At 52.1% G+C, this 16,504-nt stretch carries 15 protein-coding genes and 4 pseudogenes; 9 read left to right on the top strand and 10 right to left on the bottom strand.

What is annotated here, in order from left to right:
• Positions 1-21: 21 nt before the first annotated feature.
• Complete coding sequence (locus tag SAQUA_RS00420; RefSeq protein WP_380673863.1) at positions 22-318, bottom strand: hypothetical protein; 297 nt, start codon at positions 316-318, stop codon at positions 22-24.
• A 100-nt stretch (positions 319-418) separates the two neighbouring features.
• On the opposite strand from SAQUA_RS00420, the pseudogene SAQUA_RS00415 reads away from it, so the two are divergent.
• Together SAQUA_RS00415 and SAQUA_RS00410 are read left to right on the top strand one after the other, a co-directional pair.
• Positions 419-640, top strand: a pseudogene (locus SAQUA_RS00415) (XRE family transcriptional regulator); the annotation flags it as partial.
• 74 nt (positions 641-714) lie between these two features.
• Positions 715-1,002: a SymE family type I addiction module toxin gene (locus SAQUA_RS00410; RefSeq protein WP_380673864.1), complete on the top strand. Its 288-nt coding sequence runs from the start codon at positions 715-717 to the stop codon at positions 1,000-1,002.
• 104 nt (positions 1,003-1,106) lie between these two features.
• On the opposite strand, the gene SAQUA_RS00405 is transcribed toward SAQUA_RS00410, so the two are convergent.
• The 4 genes and pseudogenes from SAQUA_RS00405 to SAQUA_RS00390 all read right to left on the bottom strand — a co-directional run.
• The gene (locus SAQUA_RS00405) at positions 1,107-1,403 is read right to left on the bottom strand and encodes a hypothetical protein (RefSeq protein WP_380673865.1); all 297 of its coding nucleotides are present in this window, start codon (positions 1,401-1,403) and stop codon (positions 1,107-1,109) included.
• A complete protein-coding gene (locus SAQUA_RS00400) occupies positions 1,400-2,074 on the bottom strand; it encodes a hypothetical protein (RefSeq protein WP_404413123.1) in 675 nt (224 codons plus the stop codon). Before SAQUA_RS00400 ends, SAQUA_RS00405 begins: the two co-directional genes overlap by 4 nt.
• 185 nt (positions 2,075-2,259) lie before the next feature.
• Positions 2,260-2,508 (bottom strand): hypothetical protein, encoded by a 249-nt coding sequence (locus tag SAQUA_RS00395; protein WP_380673867.1) that lies wholly within the window; start codon positions 2,506-2,508, stop codon positions 2,260-2,262.
• A pseudogene (locus tag SAQUA_RS00390) lies at positions 2,495-5,757 on the bottom strand (hemagglutinin repeat-containing protein); the annotation flags it as partial. The gene SAQUA_RS00395 and the pseudogene SAQUA_RS00390, both read right to left, overlap by 14 nt.
• A 450-nt stretch (positions 5,758-6,207) precedes the next feature.
• Here SAQUA_RS00390 and SAQUA_RS00385 point away from each other — a divergent pair.
• From SAQUA_RS00385 to SAQUA_RS00375, 3 genes are all read left to right on the top strand, one after another.
• Positions 6,208-6,531 carry a helix-turn-helix domain-containing protein gene (locus SAQUA_RS00385; RefSeq protein WP_380679126.1) on the top strand — a complete coding sequence of 108 codons (324 nt, stop codon included), beginning with the start codon at positions 6,208-6,210 and terminating at the stop codon, positions 6,529-6,531.
• Positions 6,532-6,614: 83 nt separating this feature from the next.
• Positions 6,615-6,839: a SymE family type I addiction module toxin gene (locus tag SAQUA_RS00380; protein ID WP_380679129.1), complete on the top strand. Its 225-nt coding sequence runs from the start codon at positions 6,615-6,617 to the stop codon at positions 6,837-6,839.
• Positions 6,836-7,180 carry a hypothetical protein gene (locus SAQUA_RS00375; RefSeq protein WP_380679132.1) on the top strand — a complete coding sequence of 115 codons (345 nt, stop codon included), beginning with the start codon at positions 6,836-6,838 and terminating at the stop codon, positions 7,178-7,180. The genes SAQUA_RS00380 and SAQUA_RS00375 overlap by 4 nt, the downstream gene beginning before the upstream one ends.
• 596 nt (positions 7,181-7,776) lie before the next feature.
• Here SAQUA_RS00375 and SAQUA_RS00370 read toward each other — a convergent pair.
• The 3 genes and pseudogenes from SAQUA_RS00370 to SAQUA_RS00360 form a co-directional block, all read right to left on the bottom strand.
• Positions 7,777-8,616: a hypothetical protein gene (locus SAQUA_RS00370; protein ID WP_380679135.1), complete on the bottom strand. Its 840-nt coding sequence runs from the start codon at positions 8,614-8,616 to the stop codon at positions 7,777-7,779.
• 262 nt (positions 8,617-8,878) lie between these two features.
• Positions 8,879-9,433 carry a hypothetical protein gene (locus tag SAQUA_RS00365; RefSeq protein WP_380679138.1) on the bottom strand — a complete coding sequence of 185 codons (555 nt, stop codon included), beginning with the start codon at positions 9,431-9,433 and terminating at the stop codon, positions 8,879-8,881.
• Positions 9,420-12,098: pseudogene (locus tag SAQUA_RS00360) on the bottom strand (hemagglutinin repeat-containing protein); the annotation flags it as partial. The gene SAQUA_RS00365 and the pseudogene SAQUA_RS00360, both read right to left, overlap by 14 nt.
• On the opposite strand from SAQUA_RS00360, the gene SAQUA_RS00355 reads away from it, so the two are divergent.
• Both SAQUA_RS00355 and SAQUA_RS00350 read left to right on the top strand, forming a co-directional pair.
• The gene (locus SAQUA_RS00355) at positions 12,069-12,332 is read left to right on the top strand and encodes a SymE family type I addiction module toxin (protein WP_404413120.1); all 264 of its coding nucleotides are present in this window, start codon (positions 12,069-12,071) and stop codon (positions 12,330-12,332) included. The pseudogene SAQUA_RS00360 and the gene SAQUA_RS00355 sit on opposite strands and share 30 nt — an antisense overlap.
• The gene (locus tag SAQUA_RS00350) at positions 12,329-12,748 is read left to right on the top strand and encodes a hypothetical protein (protein WP_404413121.1); all 420 of its coding nucleotides are present in this window, start codon (positions 12,329-12,331) and stop codon (positions 12,746-12,748) included. Before SAQUA_RS00355 ends, SAQUA_RS00350 begins: the two co-directional genes overlap by 4 nt.
• 37 nt (positions 12,749-12,785) lie before the next feature.
• Here SAQUA_RS00350 and SAQUA_RS00345 read toward each other — a convergent pair whose 3' ends face one another.
• Positions 12,786-13,178, bottom strand: coding sequence for a DUF6911 family protein (locus SAQUA_RS00345; RefSeq protein WP_380671819.1), 393 nt, complete (start codon positions 13,176-13,178; stop codon positions 12,786-12,788).
• Positions 13,178-15,901: pseudogene (locus tag SAQUA_RS00340) on the bottom strand (hemagglutinin repeat-containing protein); the annotation flags it as partial. The pseudogene SAQUA_RS00340 and the gene SAQUA_RS00345, both read right to left, overlap by 1 nt.
• On the opposite strand from SAQUA_RS00340, the gene SAQUA_RS00335 reads away from it, so the two are divergent.
• Together SAQUA_RS00335 and SAQUA_RS00330 are read left to right on the top strand one after the other, a co-directional pair.
• On the top strand, positions 15,872-16,135 hold the full coding sequence (locus tag SAQUA_RS00335) for a SymE family type I addiction module toxin (RefSeq protein WP_404413120.1): 264 nt from the start codon (positions 15,872-15,874) through the stop codon (positions 16,133-16,135). The pseudogene SAQUA_RS00340 and the gene SAQUA_RS00335 overlap by 30 nt on opposite strands.
• On the top strand, positions 16,132-16,476 hold the full coding sequence (locus SAQUA_RS00330) for a hypothetical protein (protein ID WP_404413119.1): 345 nt from the start codon (positions 16,132-16,134) through the stop codon (positions 16,474-16,476). Before SAQUA_RS00335 ends, SAQUA_RS00330 begins: the two co-directional genes overlap by 4 nt.
• The last annotated feature ends 28 nt before the right edge of the window (positions 16,477-16,504 follow it).

Below are 16,504 nucleotides of genomic sequence, written 5' to 3'. Positions count from 1 at the left end.
ATAAGATGGATTACGCTTACTTCACATAGGGAGTGTTGCCGATACTTCATCACTGGCCTTGTTAATCAGCTTCGATGCTTCAGCAACATCACCTTTCTTCAGCGCCGCTTCTGCCGCCTTGATAGCCTTACCCGCCGCATCACCGGCACCGGGTATAATCCCTATCGCCGCAACCAGGTAATCCAGCGCACTCTGTGCTTCTGCAAAGCTCTTGATATCGCCAACCACTGGCACAAAATCCGCACCTGTCGACAGGATATCTTTTAGCTCTTCCCGGCGCTGTTCATACATCTTCACCGAGCACGTTTCCGCGCACATCCCGGCACAGTTTTCCTGCTTGTACCGCTCATTTTGCTCTTCAACACGCTCTTCAGCCTGTTGTTAAGGCGTCTTCCCAGCGGCCAGCGCATCATTTAAATCACTCAGCGCGTTATTCTCCACGACGATTGATTATCTGTTGCTCGGTTCGCATAACGAGCAGTTACCGATTAGCAACACGCGCCTAATGGAACGATTCCGGGCGTTAGCTCAGTGTGAGCCGGAAGAACAAGAGACGGTCATTAAACTCATTGACGCCGTCATTGTGAAGCATCGGGTTGAGTCTGCTATACGGCCCGTTGACCAAGATAGGAATAACTAGTTTTTAATCACGAGGTTGAGGTGCTCGAACACCCCAACCCCGCTAACCACAAGCAACTAAACGAGGTAGTTACTATGGCTGCAAGCGATGATAAAGCAATACAACGCATTTCCCAAGCCGAGCGCTATTCACGCGCTCGATTTCAGGCGATCAGTCTGCGGGGGAAGTGGCTCACCGAAGCCGGATTTACCGAAGGGATGCCGTTAAAAATACGCATCATGCCCGGCTGCATGGTGATCACTGCGCAGAACACCCGCGAGCTATGGAGCTGTTTGGAAGGACTCAGCATCGAACCGTTTAACCCTGAAGCAGCGGCCAACTGGATCACGCATTACCCCGGTGGCCTGATGTTTGTTGAGTAACAGAGATAACCCCCGGCAACTGCATCCGGAGGTTTTATTTTGTCGGTGTGGGGTGTCGGGGCGCAGCCCTGACCAGGTTGTTTTGTCGCACAGTTGAGTACGGTTTAGTAATCAGCGTGATATATAATTTTATATGTACTTCCTAGTTCTTTCTGAAGAAGCTCAGCTAATTTATAACCATCATCAATAAATCGCTTTTCCTCTTCTACACTGTTAAAACCAGACGATGCCGGATCATCTGTATTGAGTATGGCATCATATCGCTTTGCCCAAGCGTCAAGGCTATCTTTTAACTCCAAAGATATCGGCAACTCGTCGGGGGATATGTCCCCAAAATCATCTGGAGTTGTTCCCCATAATGGATGGCAATGATAATCAGCCATTAACTTTATTTCTTTCATTTTACTGAGCCTCGCAAATTAGCTCCTACTACGTATCCATTATTTCCTACAGTAACAGCAATATTATATTTTTTACCGTCGATCATGGTTTCGTAAATTGGACGACCAGTTCCAGTATCCTGATAACCAAAAATTTTACCGTCAGTAACAGCCTTCATTACGACATCTGGAATACGTGCCTCTGATACGCCAATTTGTGCAAATTGGCTACCATGCTCTTTCACTATATGTTGCAATCCTGATTTTGAATTACCTTTCTCAAGGAAGATGATTTTCCCACTATTATCCTTTGCCGCACCAACAACATTTTCAGGTGTGAATTTAATACCCTGAGTCGTCATTTCTTTGAATAATGATTTAGTTGTTAAGCTATTTTTTGCTATCGCAATCAGATCCTTACCCAATACACCCAGAGATGTTAGCGCTGCTTGATTCTCCGGATCTGATGCGTATGATGCAAAACTCATCCAGCCGGGGCTGTTTACATCAATATTAACCAGATCCTGACTATTCCGCTGCTGGACATAAGCTTTGGCTTCTTCGCTGGTCATCACATCCACGCCAGGAATGCTACCCAACCAACCGGGCCGTTCTGCCATCTCAATGCCGCCCTGAGCCAGTTCTTTATCAATAACTACGGCTTCCAGTGGGTTATCTTTCAGCTTCTGCACTTTGCTTATCACTGATTTGTTTCCACTTATCAATAACTGCCTGGCAGTCACCACCCGATGCTTTACACGCCAGCATTTCTTTGTCGAATGCAAGGGACTGCGTCGCACTCAGATAGTTATTCTCCACATTAATATCTGACTGACAAGCAAAAAAATCCCAGCCAAACGGCTGGGATTCGTTTTATTCATTGATTTTTATTTTTTCTTTCATTTAACTTACCTTTAATCCAGATACCGAAACCAAGAATTACTCCACCAATGCCTCCTTTCCTTACGGTCTCAGGAATAATTATTTCCCAATTAAGATTAAATATACCTATCTTAAAATAAACAATAACAGCAGCTATCACATAGCCGAGCACTACAGCAAAACATAGAATGCAGACACAATAAAAAATCAATAAAAACAAATCATTAATATTAATTTTTCCCATTTTTGTCACCTACATTATTCAAAGAGTCTTGTACATTTTTTCCTGTAATCTCACCCACAGTACCACCTGTTACTGCTCCAATTATTTCTGCACTTCCTTCTTTAATTGCAGGTTTCAACTGCTCTGTAGCTATTTTCCCTGCGGCCCCTCCCAATACAGAACCCACCCCAGCAGCAATAGCAGAATTAGCAGGATCTTCCCCCTTAATACTGCTACCAATTGCAGCCCCTCCCATATTAATAGGTGTTGAGGCTACAATTCCTTTCCCAGTCGTAGCTGCCGCTGTCACTCCAGCCATTATCGCATCAACATAGCTGAACGGATCTTTCCCACTGAGCTGAACACCTGCATTTACACCAACACCGATTGCCGCATTAGCTGCCATACCTTTTATCGTGGTACCCAGCACACTGCTGCCAAAAATCAGCGCAGAGTCTCCTATGCTGGCATTCGATTTATGGTAGCCCCACGTGTTCATAATCACCTGAGCCTTTGCCATTGCTTCTGAGTCAGGGTTACGTTTTATATAGTCCCGCCCTGACAGCATGCCTTTCACCAGTTCCTGTGCCACCGCCGAACCATAGGTTTTTTCCATCTCTGAAGCATAAACACGTAAATAACCCGCCAGCTCGGCACGCTCTGTGCTGCTCATTTGTGAAGGGTCTTTGGTGAATTTGGAGACCAGAGCATCACTGCGTTTATCCGCATTTGCCAGCGTGAGCAGGTCATTTGCAGCAGCAAGTGATTTATCACCCTGCATAATTTTCTCTACGGCTTTATCAAGTTTGTTTGAAGATGTGGCTCTCAGGAAGTTATTCTCCGTCGCGTTCTTCCCTGCCTGAGCACCCGCCAGAGCGTTAGCGCTGCTGTCACCCGTTACACCACCCGCCAAGCCTGCCGCCGGCGTCGACAGTGCACTGATATTCTGCTTCTGCTCTTCAGTCAGGTCTTCCGGCTTCACGCCCGGATACAGTTGGCTGACCAGATAACGCGCCGCCAGTTCGCCACCCGCTGCACCTGCCGCCGCGCTGTTGCCGCTCATTTCTGCCGCTATCGCGCCCCATACCGCGTGGGCCAGTACGTTGGCGGTGTCATTACCTTTGGTGTACGCCTTGATTTGCTCCACCGCATACGGGCTTAATCCCCCCGCAATGGCCGCCGCCATATTCCCGCCAGCTAACCCCTGCAACGCCGCCGTTACGGCCTGTGCCGCTTTCTGCACATCGCTGCCGGTGCCGTATTTCTGCATTGCGGCTTGGTATTCCGGCGTGTCACGCAGCGCTTTCTCATCACCTTTCAGTTTCGGATTGGCCTTCAGCGCCGCTTCCAGCCCGTTGATATCCCCCTGGGTACGGAGGATATCCATCGCCTGACCGCCGATTTCACCAATCAGTTGCGCCTGCTTCAGCCGGTTCTGCTCCTTCTCTTTATCAAAGATCGGCGCAATACTGCCGTTGGCATTCTCGGTGTCACAGCTCAGGTCATTCACATCCTGTTTCTGGTTCGCCGGGTCACGGATGATGATCGTGCCATCACTCACTGCCGCCTGTGTTGTCCCTTCGGCATGGCCGCTGTTGTTGGCACCCGCCAGCGACAGGTTGTTGCTGTTCGACAGCACGTCACCCAACAGGCTGCCGCCGGTGCTGAAGCTGCCCCCCTGGTGCTCGGCCTTGAACTCCGCCTTGTTTTCGATATTGCTGAACCCCAACGTGCCGGTATCGAGCGTGTTCTTCTCTGCCGGGGCCGTGCTGGCGATGACCGCACCGTCCAGTTGCGTGTGGTTCCCCACCGTAATATCGAACCCACCTTGACCCGCGAAGACCCCGGTCTGCTCCTGCACGCTATCATAGTTGCTCTGCAACTTGTCACGGCTGGTCGAGAACTGTGCGCCACCGACGCCTGTGCCAATCGGCACCGACAGCCCGCCCGATACGCTGGTCTGCTTGGCATCAAAACGGTCGCTGTCCTGCTGGCTGCTCAGCGTCAGGTCGCGCCCGACGTCCATCTTCACGCTGTCACCGCTGACTTGCGCGCCACTTAACGTGGTGTCGCGTCCGCTGGTGATGTTCACTTTGTTGCCACTGTCGACAGTGGTTTCCGTCCACTGGGTGCCGTTGCCGTTCTCGGAGCCTTGGCCTTTGTTGGCGTTCACCGAGGCCATCACGCCTGCGGTTGATACATCAACACCCACACCGAAACCGCTGCTGCTGTTCTTGCCACTGCTCTGCTGGGTATTGGCTGCGCCGCTGAGCAGTATATCGCGTTCAGCGCTGAGCGTGGTATCTCCACCGGCTTTCAACTGGCTGCCCGCAATCACAATATCCCCACTATTAGCGGCAGGGCCTTTACCCGTAGCGGTCACCGAGAGGTTATTACCCGCCGTCAGCGTCGAGCCACTTACCGTATTCGACTGCGAATGGGACTCCGAGGACGATTTCTGGCTCCCCAACGAGGCACTGACCCCCACGGTGTTGTTGATATTGCCACCTTTGGCCTGCTCCAATGCCACCGCTTGACCGGCCTGCACGCCAGACAGCGCCGCTTTGGTGCCCTGCAAGGCGGCAAGACGACTATCGGTTTCTTTCTGGGCCTGCTGTGCGGTGTTCACCGCCGTATTCACCGCGCCACCTGCCGCACCCGAGAGTGCCACGGTCAAGCCGCTACTCTTCTGCTCGAAGGTTTCATCGCGGCGACGGATATCATGGCCTGGGTCGATCTGCACGCTATCGCCGGTAACCGACAGGTTCTGGCTGGCTAACAGGTCAGCACCACCGATATGCGCTTTGCCCCCCGCCACAATATTCACATCCCCACCGGTCGAACCGATGGTACTCACACTCTGGCTCTGGGTGATACCGTCTTCGTTCACCTGATGGCGTGATGAGGCGCTGCCGATGGTGAACCCCAGCCCGCCGCCGCTGAATATGCCACTCTTTTTCTTCTCATCCAACCGGTAGTTTGATTGCTCTTCGGTCGCAGCCACAATCTCGACGTTATTGCCTGCCTGCAGATCCACCTTACCGTCACCAACCACCGATGAGCCTTTCACCGTCAGGTCATTGCCTGCCAACAGCGATACGTTGTCGCCGCTCAGCATCGATCCTTTTTCCTGCGTGGCGAGTCTTCCCGTACCGTATGCGAGGTAGTCTTCGACAGGAAGCCTTTCTTGGTTTTGGTTTCTTCAAAGAAGTGGTAGTCACTTTCGGTGGCACTGTTGAGCGTGATATCCCGCCCGGCACTCACCGCCACTAGTCTGTATTGATAAAGCGGGTATCAAAGGTCACATCCCCAAGGAAACGGTAGTTGTAATCCCGGTGGGGGTTCAGGCGATCAAGGAAATAGGGCGAACCGATAAACTGTGATTCGTTGGTTTGGCGGCTGTCGTTTTCAGTTGAGACGGCACGCTACCGCCCAGCCATGGAATGCTTGCCTGCACGTTGCGCATCATAGCAATACGAACCGAAAGTGACATTACCGGTTTATTGAAATAATTAGGTACATTAACCAAGAAAATAATCATTGATATATTAGGTATATAAAAACAAATCAATCCTATTAGTTGATAACTTAAATCCTAAAAGAACATTGTAATAGACCCATTTAGGGCTTAAAATATGCTCCAATTGGAACAAAAAGTAACTCTATCTAGAACCAGAGGGTATGATGCAAAGTTTAGCTTAATACTAAGGCAGGTTTTGGATGGGATTCTCTACCCGTATTCTGCAATTGCGAAAGCAACATGGGCTGACTCAGAGTCAAATGGCTGAAAAAATTGGTATTCATTTAACTCAGGTCCGCCGTTATGAATCTGAAGAGGCCAATCCTTCGTTGGATATCCTTAAACGCATAGCGATGGTGTTTAGTGTCTCTACGGACTGGCTCATCTTTGAAGATAAAGAACGCGAACCGACTGACGAGATGAAATTGAGGTTTGAAGCTATTAAACAATTGGATGATGAAGAATTACGTACAGTGAATAACGTTTTGGATGCAATGATACTCATGCATAAGAGCAAGAAATAACAGGATAAAATCTATATCGCGGAAATGAGGTGCTACCAACACCTCATTCCGCTAACCACAAGCAACTATACGAGGTAGTTACCATGGCTAGAGCAGATTCTACGTCACAACCCGCCACACCCCAAGCCCGTAAGAGCATTGTGGGCTACCGCCCCAACGGTGGCAGACCGAACCCACCGTCGCAACTGACGATTAGGGGAAGATGGCTGGAGCAGTTGGGTTTCACCACCGGGCAAGCGGTAAGCATTATTGCCGAACAGGGCCAACTGATTATCCGCACCACGCCCAGCACGGAGGGGAACGCATGAACATCACTTTTACCCCTGAACCGATCCCGGAGCTGATATTGGCAGACGATACGCTGGCGACACTCGGTTTTACCTGCGGCACCCCGTTACAACTGACGCTCCAGAACCATACGCTGTGGATCACCCCCGTTACCGATGAAGCCGTTTGGGAGCAACTCTGCGAGGCTAGCCAACACCGCCCGGATCTTGGCGCGGATTGGGTGCGGGAGAACGGCGAGTTGGTGGTTGCTGGCGACTGGCTCACCGAGTCCGGCATTACCGATGCTGAACAACTGGAAGTGACCGCCGCACCCGGTGTGATCCGATTGCAGCGGCGAGAAGAGGACGTTTTCAGAGCATAGATACAGTAACCCCCGACAGCTAAGCCGGGGTTTATTTTATCGGTGTGGGGTGTCGGGGGCGTAGCCCTGACCCGGTTGTTTTGTCGCACCGCCACCGCATGGCGGTACGTACAAAACATTTCCTGTCCGACGATTTCGTCTGATTAGCGATTCACCTTCGGATGCTGGGCAGTTAAAAGAGAAGATAAACCGCCACCACTTTGCGGAACAACAGGAAGCCGCCGCCGCAACCAATGTGATTCAGTTGCAGCGGTGGGATTTGGGAGGATTTTGGGCTTAAAAGCAAAAATCCCGGCCAACTGGCCGGGATTCGTCAGCCTACTGTCACAATTTTGTAAAAGTGAAGCTAATTGGATCTGTTGTTTTTTTTCCTAATTTGATGCTCTTGTATCTTAATTTTAATCCAAATAGCCGTCCCTAAGACGATCCCTCCTATGTATCCTGTCTGCAAAAATGAGGAAAATATATCTGCCCAGTTAAGTAAAAAAACTTCCGTTTTAAAATAAACCAACAACGACGCGAGTAGTACGGAAGCAGCATCAAATAAAAAAAATAGAACAAGACACATTAGTACAAGCCTGATCAGGCGAAAAAAATCATTTTTTAGCATTGTTTTTATCTATTTCCTCAAGCGTGTCCTCTACCAACTTCCCAGTTTTTTCACTGATATAGCTTCCCCCTACTGCACCAGTCAAGTCAGATATACTTTCTTTAGCAACTGTTGAGGTTGAACCTTTTATTACCGCCCCTCCGGCACTACCAAGAACAGAACCAACCCCCGCGCCAATCGTGGAATTAGTAGGGTCCTCACCTTTCACAGCACTACCAAGAGCAGCTCCACCCATATTGATTCCAGCAGATACTCCTATCCCTTTCCCTGTAGTCGCAGCGGCGGTAACACCAGCAAGTATCGCATCAACGTAGTTAAACGGATCTTTACCGCCAAGCTGAACGGCTGTATTAACACCAACACCTATCGCCGCATTACCTAGCATCCCAGCCTTGATTGAGTTCCCCAGAGGCCCTAGACCATAAAGAACAACAGGGTCCCCAATACTCGCATTGGATTTATGGTAGCCCCACGTGTTCATAATCACCTGAGCCTTTGCCATTGCTTCTGAGTCAGGGTTACGTTTTATATAGTCCCGCCCTGACAGCATGCCTTTCACCAGTTCCTGTGCCACCGCCGAACCATAGGTTTTTTCCATCTCTGAAGCATAAACACGTAAATAACCCGCCAGCTCGGCACGCTCTGTGCTTCTCATTTGTGAAGGGTCTTTGGTGAATTTGGAGACCAGAGCATCACTGCGTTTATCCGCATTTGCCAGCGTGAGCAGGTCATTTGCAGCAGCAAGTGATTTATCACCCTGCATAATTTTCTCTACGGCTTTATCAAGTTTGTTTGAAGATGTGGCTCCTAGGAAGTTATTCTCCACAACAACTTCATCCAGTGCGGAGTCAGCCAGATAACACCATTTTTACCAGTACACTCAGCAGCTTACAACTATTTTTTGCCAATGCATTTTGGCCCAGGCAACTTTTTTCCCAGACGCGCTTTTTCAGCCCGCTACGCCATTTTCCCCTATGTTGTTAAAGAGCAATACCAGCCCCCTGTGTGATCTGGCTGCAGCGGCGGGAGAAAGGGGAATTTAGGGCTTAGGTTTAGGAACCAAGACCTAATTTTGCTGGGATTTGGATTTATAAATCATCTTCTGAGATAACCTCTTCCGCCCCACAGGCTTTAAATAACCATTTCAAAGCACCAGACATAAAAGGGGAGTCAAGAGCAGTTACCTCGATTATGAAATGGCTATTATTTAACGGTGCATCAAATAACACTGCATTCCACCAAAACCATTCTCGCTCATCAGGCTCTAGCCAAGATAACCATGATGATAATGTCCATTTATTATCGTTGGAAGCTTCAGTAAGCTTTTCTTCATAAGATAACCCCCCCCAGTTTTGAATTTGCTTTTCTCTTTCTTTTTCAGTTGGTTCTGGCAAAAAACCATCAACAAACTGTGATGGAAGAACATTTGACCATTCATCAAGAGAAGGCCAGTTTTGCGTAGAATGATTATTTACTGTGATTAGCACCTCTTTTGCCAAGTCTAATACTGCGCGTACATCATTACAGGACACAATGAATCTGGCGATTCCGACACCAGTGGCTTTTTCTGTTGACTGGGGAGGGTTTTGCAACCTCTCCCTCTCCAGTAATATTTGCCGCAATTTTTCATCACTTACTTGCATCTTTTCCTGTCCCCTGAATGATTTTGTCTTGTAACTCTTTCAGTTTTTCGGGCCTTATTCCATATTGATCCTTAGCTTTAGTTGGATCAGCAATAACAGGTTTTCCTTTATTTTCTGGCAATCGAGCAACACTTTCTTTCACAGCAGTATTTCTTAAATCATCCAGAACAGAGTGAGGTACTTCAAACGTTTTTATCGTTGCACCATCCATATTCTGAGTGCCACGTTTTTCGAAGAATTCCAGCGCCCTGGCTTTATCACCAAAATTTAAATATAACGTTGTACTGCCAGTGATACTAACCTGCCCGTTGTCTCCGATTAAAATACGAGTGTTTGGTGCTCCCTCAACACGATAAACAGTTACAGTACTTGGGCCTTTCAACCCCCATACAGCACCACCTATAGCTGCTGTGGTGTGTGTTATCGCCATTCCGGTATACAGCGCAGAGGCTGTTTCGATGCTGACACCCCAGTTACTGGCGATGGTCTGGATGTCTTTGGCTTTCTGGGCTTGAGCGTCTGCGGTTGCGTATTGCCACATCAGACCATCGACTTTATCAGCACCCTCTTTGTATACACTGGCCATCGTGCCAATATACTGACCGTCCATCTGTTCGTCGTAGCTCTTGCCCATCGCGGCCAGTTCCTGACGCAACCCACTACATTGCGCTGAAGACAAGCTCTTACACGCATCATCAATCGCTGTATCAAACGCCTTATCCTTCGCGTTCAGGTCACCAATTAACTGCTCTGCCTGCTGTTTCTTCTCACCTTCCAAGTATGGCAGCAACCATTTCGCATCCTGACGTTGCTTCTCGTCAGTCGCATTCAGCGCGTTATTCTCCACAGCGTTCTTACCTGCCTGCGCACCCGCCAGAGCGTTAGCACTGCTATCACCCGTCACACCACCCGCCAAGCCTGCCGCCAGCGTCGACAGCGCACTGATATTCTGCTTCTGCTCTTCACTCAGCTTGGCGATTTTCTCATCCGTATCTGCCCCGTACAACTGCCCAGCCAGATAACGCGCCGCCAGTTCGCCACCCGCTGCACCCGCTGCACCTGCCGCCGCGCTGTTGCCGCTCATTTCTGCCGCTATCGCGCCCCATACCGCGTGGGCCAGTACGTTGGCGGTGTCATTACCTTTGGTGTACGCCTTGATTTGCTCCGCCGCATACGGGCTTAATCCCCCCGCAATCGCCGCCGCCATATTCCCGCCAGCTAACCCCTGCAACGCCGCCGTCACGGCCTGTGCCGCTTTCTGCACATCGCTGCCGGTGCCGTATTTCTGCATTGCGGCTTTGTAGGCATCGGTTTTACGCAGCTCTTCAGCATTGCCTTTCAAACTCGGATTGGCCTTCAGTGCCGCCTCAAGCCCGTTGATATCCCCCTGGGTGCGGAGGATATCCATCGCCTGACCACCGATTTCCCCTATCAGTTGCGCCTGCTTCAGCCGGTTTTGTTCCTTCTCCTTGTCAAAGATAGGCGCAATACTGCCGTTGGCATTCTCGGTGTCGCGGCTCAGGTCATTCACATCTTGTTTCTGGTTGGCTGGGTCACGAATGATGATCGTGCCGTCACTCACTGCCGCCTGTGTCGTCCCTTCGGCATTCCCACTGTTGTTGGCACCCGCCAGCGACAGGTTGTTGCTGTTCGACAGCACGTTACCCAACAGGCTGCCGCCGGTGCTGAAGCTGCCCCCTTGGTGCTCGGCCTTGAACTCCGCCTTGTTCTCGATATCACTAAAGCCAAGCGTGCCGGTATCGAGCTTGTTCTTCTCTGCCGGGGCCGTGCTGGCGATAACCGCACCGTCCAGTTGCGTGTGGTTCCCCACCGTAATATCGAACCCACCTTGACCCGCGAAGATGCCCGTCTGTTCCTGCACGCTATCATAGTGGCTCTGCAACTTGTCACGGCTGGTCGAGAACTGTGCGCCGCCGGTGCCTGGGCCAATCGGCACCGACAGACCGCCCGATACGCTGGTCTGCTTGGCATCAAAACGGTCGCTGTCCTGCTGGCTGCTCAGCGTCAGGTCGCGCCCGACGTCCATCTTCACGCTGTCACCGCTGACTTGCGCGCCACTTAACGTGGTGTCGCGTCCGCTGGTGATGTTCACTTTGTTGCCACTGTCGACAGTGGTTTCCGTCCACTGCGTGCCGTTGCCGTTCTCGGAGCCTTGGCCTTTGTTGGCGTTCGCCGAGGCCATCACGCCTGCCGTTGATACATCAACACCCACACCGAAACCGCTGCTGCTGTTCTTGCCACTGCTCTGCTGGGTATTGGCTGCGCCGCTGAGCAGTATATCGCGTTCAGCGCTGAGCGTGGTATCTCCACCGGCTTTCAACTGGCTGCCCGCAATCACAATATCCCCACTATTAGCGGCAGGGCCTTTACCCGTAGCGGTAACCGAGAGGTTATTGCCCGCCGTCAGCGTCGAGCCACTTACCGTATTCGACTGCGAATGGGACTCCGAGGACGATTTCTGGCTCCCCAACGAGGCACTGACCCCCACGGTGTTGTTGATATTGCCACCTTTGGCCTGCTCCAATGCCACCGCTTGACCGGCCTGCACGCCAGACAGCGCAACGGTCAAGCCGCTGCTCTTCTGCTCGAAGCTTTCATCGCGGCGACGGATATCATGGCCTGGATCGATCTGCACGCTATCGCCGATATGTGGCACTTTAGAGCAGATTCTACGTCACAACCCGCCACACCCCAAGCCCGTAAGAGCATTGTGGGCTACCGCCCCAACGGTGGCAGACCGAACCCGCCGCCACAACTGACGATTAGGGGAAGATGGCTGGAACAGTTGGGATTCACCACCGGGCAAGCGGTCAGCATTATTGCCGAACAGGGCCAACTGATTATCCGCACGGCGCCCACCACGGGGGGGAACGCATGAACATCACCTTTACCCCTGAACCGATCCCTGAGCTGATATTGGCAGGCAATACGCTGGCGACACTCGGTTTTACCTGCGGCACCCCGTTACAACTGACGCTCCAGAACCACACGCTGTGGATCACCCCCGTCACCGATGAAGCCGTTTGGGAACAACTCTGTGACAACTCTGCCGGGAGCAGAGTTGAACGCTGCTTGCAGCGGCCCCGAAGGGGCGAGGCCCAGGATGGGCCGAGTATACCTAGCCAACACCGCCCGGATCTTGGCGCGGATTGGGTGCGGGAAAACGGCGAGTTGGTGATTGCTGGCGACTGGCTCACCGAGTCCTGTATTAGCGATGCGGAACAGCTGGAAGTCACCGCTGCGTGCGGTGTGCTCCGGTTGCAGCGGCGGGGAATGGAAGTTTTTAGGGCATAAAAGTAAAGATCCCGGCCAGTTGGCCGGGATTCTGATCTCAGTTCAGAAGCTCCGTTGATACGTTGCCAGTATCGAAGAACTCCTTAAAGATCCTGACAACAAGCTCGAAGTTTTTTGTAAGTTGACGCTCAGGCCAGTAATTACCAAGAATCATGATGCTCCCACCAGACGAAGATGTTTTATCCCATATGGATCTTACATCCCCTCCAGATTCATCATATTCGAGCAGAGTAACCAGATAAAAACCATTCTCTGCCTCAACGCTGAGTCTTTCAGGGCCAACATCTGGCGCATTGATAATTCTGATATTTACGCTACCGCTGCTATTTTTCAAGACGTTTAAAAAATCGATCACATCAGACCATAAAGGAGACTTATTCCTGACATGTTTCTCACCTGCACATAAACGAGAAAGCTCATAATTCACCATCACTTTGCTGGCCCTCTGTTCTCTATTTTGTTCATACCTTGCTGCCAAAAAAGAACGTTACCTGTTGCTTCTTCATATATCGTCAGTGACTTTAATCCGGCCTTTTCTGCCATAGCTCTTACATCGCTCAAACAATAGTTACATACTTCCTTGCCAGCGACACTCATAGCCATTTCACGCCCTTGAGTCATTCCCTTGTCAAAAGCCTGCTGAATCACACCAACTTCCGCATGAGCAGTGCCCATATTACCATTAGGGTAATTTTTATCAGGGCGCTTATCTATCTTGGCCTGTACCACATCGTTGATCAGAGTCGGTTTATTAAAGTCGGCCAACTGTGAAGGTCTAGCTCCTTGGTTAGTATCACTGAACTTATTACCGTCAACGTTCCCTTTCGCCACAACCTTCAGATTCGCATCAACAATCTTGCCAAGTTGTTTCGCCGCTGCTGCACCAAGTACCGGAGTGAGCGAAGCAACAATAATATCTGCCCCTTGCTTCAACTCGGCATAATCTTTGGCCGTCGCGTAATCAACTCCTTTCGTGGTCATGAAGAAGTTGATCATTGCGTCTTGGATCTGCTGCTGATTCTGCGCATCAACACTAGTGATATTCAGTAGGTTCACTATCTGGCCGTAAGCATCAGAGTATTGCTGGCTAACCTTTGAGTTATACGGCCCGGTTTCGTATTCCCCCTTGGCCGCGATAACTTTCAGTCTTGCACTCGCACAAGCCGCGCTTCCTGCATTGCCATTGCCACAGGCACCGATCACTTCCTTATCGCTGGCGATATCCTTTTCACGCAGTTCATTGATTTTCTGCTGGGCCTGCTCACGCTCTGCCAGATCTTTGCTGTTCTGGAGTTTCTGTTTCGCTAACTCAAGCTCTGTCTTCTCCTGAACGCTCAGATAGTTATTCTCCACCGCCGACTTACCCGCCTGAGCACCCGCCAGAGCGTTAGCGCTGCTATCACCCGTCACACCACCCGCCAAGCCTGCCGCCAAGGTCGACAGCGCACTGATATTCTGCTTCTGCTCTTCGGTCAGGTTTTCAGGCTTCACGCCCGGATACAGTTGGCTGACCAGATAACGCGCCGCCAGTTCGCCACCGGCTGCACCTGCCGCCGCGCTGTTGCCGCTCATTTCTGCCGCTATCGCGCCCCATACCGCGTGGGCCAGTACGTTGGCGGTGTCATTACCTTTGGTGTACGCCTTGATTTGCTCCGCCGCATACGGGCTTAATCCCCCCGCAATCGCCGCCGCCATATTCCCGCCAGCTAACCCCTGCAACGCCGCCGTGACGGCTTGTGCCGCTTTCTGCACATCGCTGCCAGTGCCGTACTGTTTCATCGCTTTCTGGTATTCCGGCGTTTCACGCAGCGCTTTCTCATTACCTTTAAGCGTCGGATTGGCCTTCAGCGCCGCTTCCAGCCCGTTGATATCCCCCTGGGTACGGAGGATATCCATCGCCTGCCCACCGATTTCCCCAATCAACTGCGCCTGACGCAGCCGGTTCTGCTCTTTCTCGCGGTCAAATATTTGTCCGATACTGCCGTTGGCATTCTCGGTGTCGCGGCTCAGGTCATTCACATCCTGTTTCTGGTTCGCCTGGTCACGGATGATGATCGTGCCATCACTCACTGCCGCCTGTGTTGTCCCTTCGGCATGGCCGCTGTTGTTGGCACCCGCCAGCGACAGGTTGTTGCTGTTCGACAGCACGTCACCCAACAGGCTGCCGCCGGTGCTGAAGCTGCCCCCCTGGTGCTCGGCCTTGAACTCCGCCTTGTTTTCGATATCACTAAAGCCCAGCGTACCGGTATCCAACTTGTTCTTGTCTGCCGGGGCCGTGCTGGCGATAACCGCACCGTCCAGTTGCGTGTGGTTCCCCACCGTAATATCGAACCCACCTTGACCCGCGAAGACCCCGGTCTGCTCCTGCACGCTATCATAGTTGCTCTGCAACTTGTCACGGCTGGTCGAGAACTGTGCGCCACCGACGCCAGTGCCAATCGGCACCGACAGCCCGCCCGATACGCTGGTCTGCTTGGCATCAAAACGGTCGCTGTCCTGCTGGCTGCTCAGCGTCAGGTCACGCCCGACATCCATCTTCACGCTGTCACCGCTGACTTGCGTGCCACTTAACGTGGTGTCGCGTCCGCTGGTGATGCTCACTTTGTTGCCACTGTCGACTGTCGTTTCCGTCCACTGCGTGCCATTGCCCTTTTCCGAGCCCTGGCCCTTGTTGGCGTTCGCCGAGGCCATCACGCCTGCCGTTGATACATCAACACCCACACCGAAACCGCTGCTGCTGTTCTTGCCACTGCTCTGCTGGGTATTGGCTGCGCCGCTGAGCAGTATATCGCGTTCAGCGCTGAGCGTGGTATCTCCACCGGCTTTCAACTGGCTGCCCGCAATCACAATATCCCCACTATTAGCGGCAGGGCCTTTACCCGTGGCGGTCACCGAGAGGTTATTGCCCGCCGTCAGCGTCGAGCCACTTACCGTATTCGACTGCGAATGGGACTCCGAGGACGATTTCTGGCTCCCCAACGAGGCACTGACCCCCACGGTGTTGTTGATATTGCCACCTTTGGCCTGCTCCAATGCCACCGCTTGACCGGCCTGCACGCCAGACAGCGCAACGGTCAAGCCGCTGCTCTTCTGCTCGAAGCTTTCATCGCGGCGACGGATATCATGGCCTGGATCGATCTGCACGCTATCGCCGATATGTGGCACTTTAGAGCAGATTCTACGTCACAACCCGCCACACCCCAAGCCCGTAAGAGCATTGTGGGCTACCGCCCCAACGGTGGCAGACCGAACCCGCCGCCACAACTGACGATTAGGGGAAGATGGCTGGAACAGTTGGGATTCACCACCGGGCAAGCGGTCAGCATTATTGCCGAACAGGGCCAACTGATTATCCGCACGGCGCCCACCACGGGGGGGAACGCATGAACATCACCTTTACCCCTGAACCGATCCCTGAGCTGATATTGGCAGGCAATACGCTGGCGACACTCGGTTTTACCTGCGGCACCCCGTTACAACTGACGCTCCAGAACCACACGCTGTGGATCACCCCCGTCACCGATGAAGCCGTTTGGGAACAACTCTGCGAAGCCAGCCAACACCGCCCGGATCTTGGCGCGGATTGGGTGCGGGAAAACGGCGAGTTGGTAATTGCTGGCGACTGGCTCAACGAGTCCGGCATTGCCAGTGCTGAACAACTGGAAGTCACCGCCGCCCCCGGTATGATCCGATTGCAGCGGCGGGAAGTGGAGATTTTCAAGGCTTAGATGTAGGAACCCCGGCCAGTTGGCCGGG

The organism is Serratia aquatilis (assembly GCF_044865145.1).
Taxonomy (GTDB): Bacteria; Pseudomonadota; Gammaproteobacteria; order Enterobacterales; family Enterobacteriaceae; genus Chania; species Chania aquatilis.
Note: the sequence above shows the minus strand (reverse complement) of the source record. Positions and strands in the feature narration are given on the sequence as shown.

Excerpts from the sequence above, each read along its gene's own strand:
- SAQUA_RS00420 (WP_380673863.1), bottom strand. The coding sequence starts at position 318 with ATGTGCGCGGAAACGTGCTCGGTGAAGATGTATGAACAGCGCCGGGAA.
- SAQUA_RS00410 (WP_380673864.1), top strand. The coding sequence starts at position 715 with ATGGCTGCAAGCGATGATAAAGCAATACAACGCATTTCCCAAGCCGAG.
- SAQUA_RS00405 (WP_380673865.1), bottom strand. The coding sequence starts at position 1,403 with ATGAAAGAAATAAAGTTAATGGCTGATTATCATTGCCATCCATTATGG.
- SAQUA_RS00395 (WP_380673867.1), bottom strand. The coding sequence starts at position 2,508 with ATGGGAAAAATTAATATTAATGATTTGTTTTTATTGATTTTTTATTGT.
- SAQUA_RS00385 (WP_380679126.1), top strand. The coding sequence starts at position 6,208 with ATGGGATTCTCTACCCGTATTCTGCAATTGCGAAAGCAACATGGGCTG.
- SAQUA_RS00380 (WP_380679129.1), top strand. The coding sequence starts at position 6,615 with ATGGCTAGAGCAGATTCTACGTCACAACCCGCCACACCCCAAGCCCGT.
- SAQUA_RS00375 (WP_380679132.1), top strand. The coding sequence starts at position 6,836 with ATGAACATCACTTTTACCCCTGAACCGATCCCGGAGCTGATATTGGCA.
- SAQUA_RS00365 (WP_380679138.1), bottom strand. The coding sequence starts at position 9,433 with ATGCAAGTAAGTGATGAAAAATTGCGGCAAATATTACTGGAGAGGGAG.
- SAQUA_RS00355 (WP_404413120.1), top strand. The coding sequence starts at position 12,069 with ATGGCCTGGATCGATCTGCACGCTATCGCCGATATGTGGCACTTTAGA.
- SAQUA_RS00350 (WP_404413121.1), top strand. The coding sequence starts at position 12,329 with ATGAACATCACCTTTACCCCTGAACCGATCCCTGAGCTGATATTGGCA.
- SAQUA_RS00345 (WP_380671819.1), bottom strand. The coding sequence starts at position 13,178 with ATGGTGAATTATGAGCTTTCTCGTTTATGTGCAGGTGAGAAACATGTC.
- SAQUA_RS00335 (WP_404413120.1), top strand. The coding sequence starts at position 15,872 with ATGGCCTGGATCGATCTGCACGCTATCGCCGATATGTGGCACTTTAGA.
- SAQUA_RS00330 (WP_404413119.1), top strand. The coding sequence starts at position 16,132 with ATGAACATCACCTTTACCCCTGAACCGATCCCTGAGCTGATATTGGCA.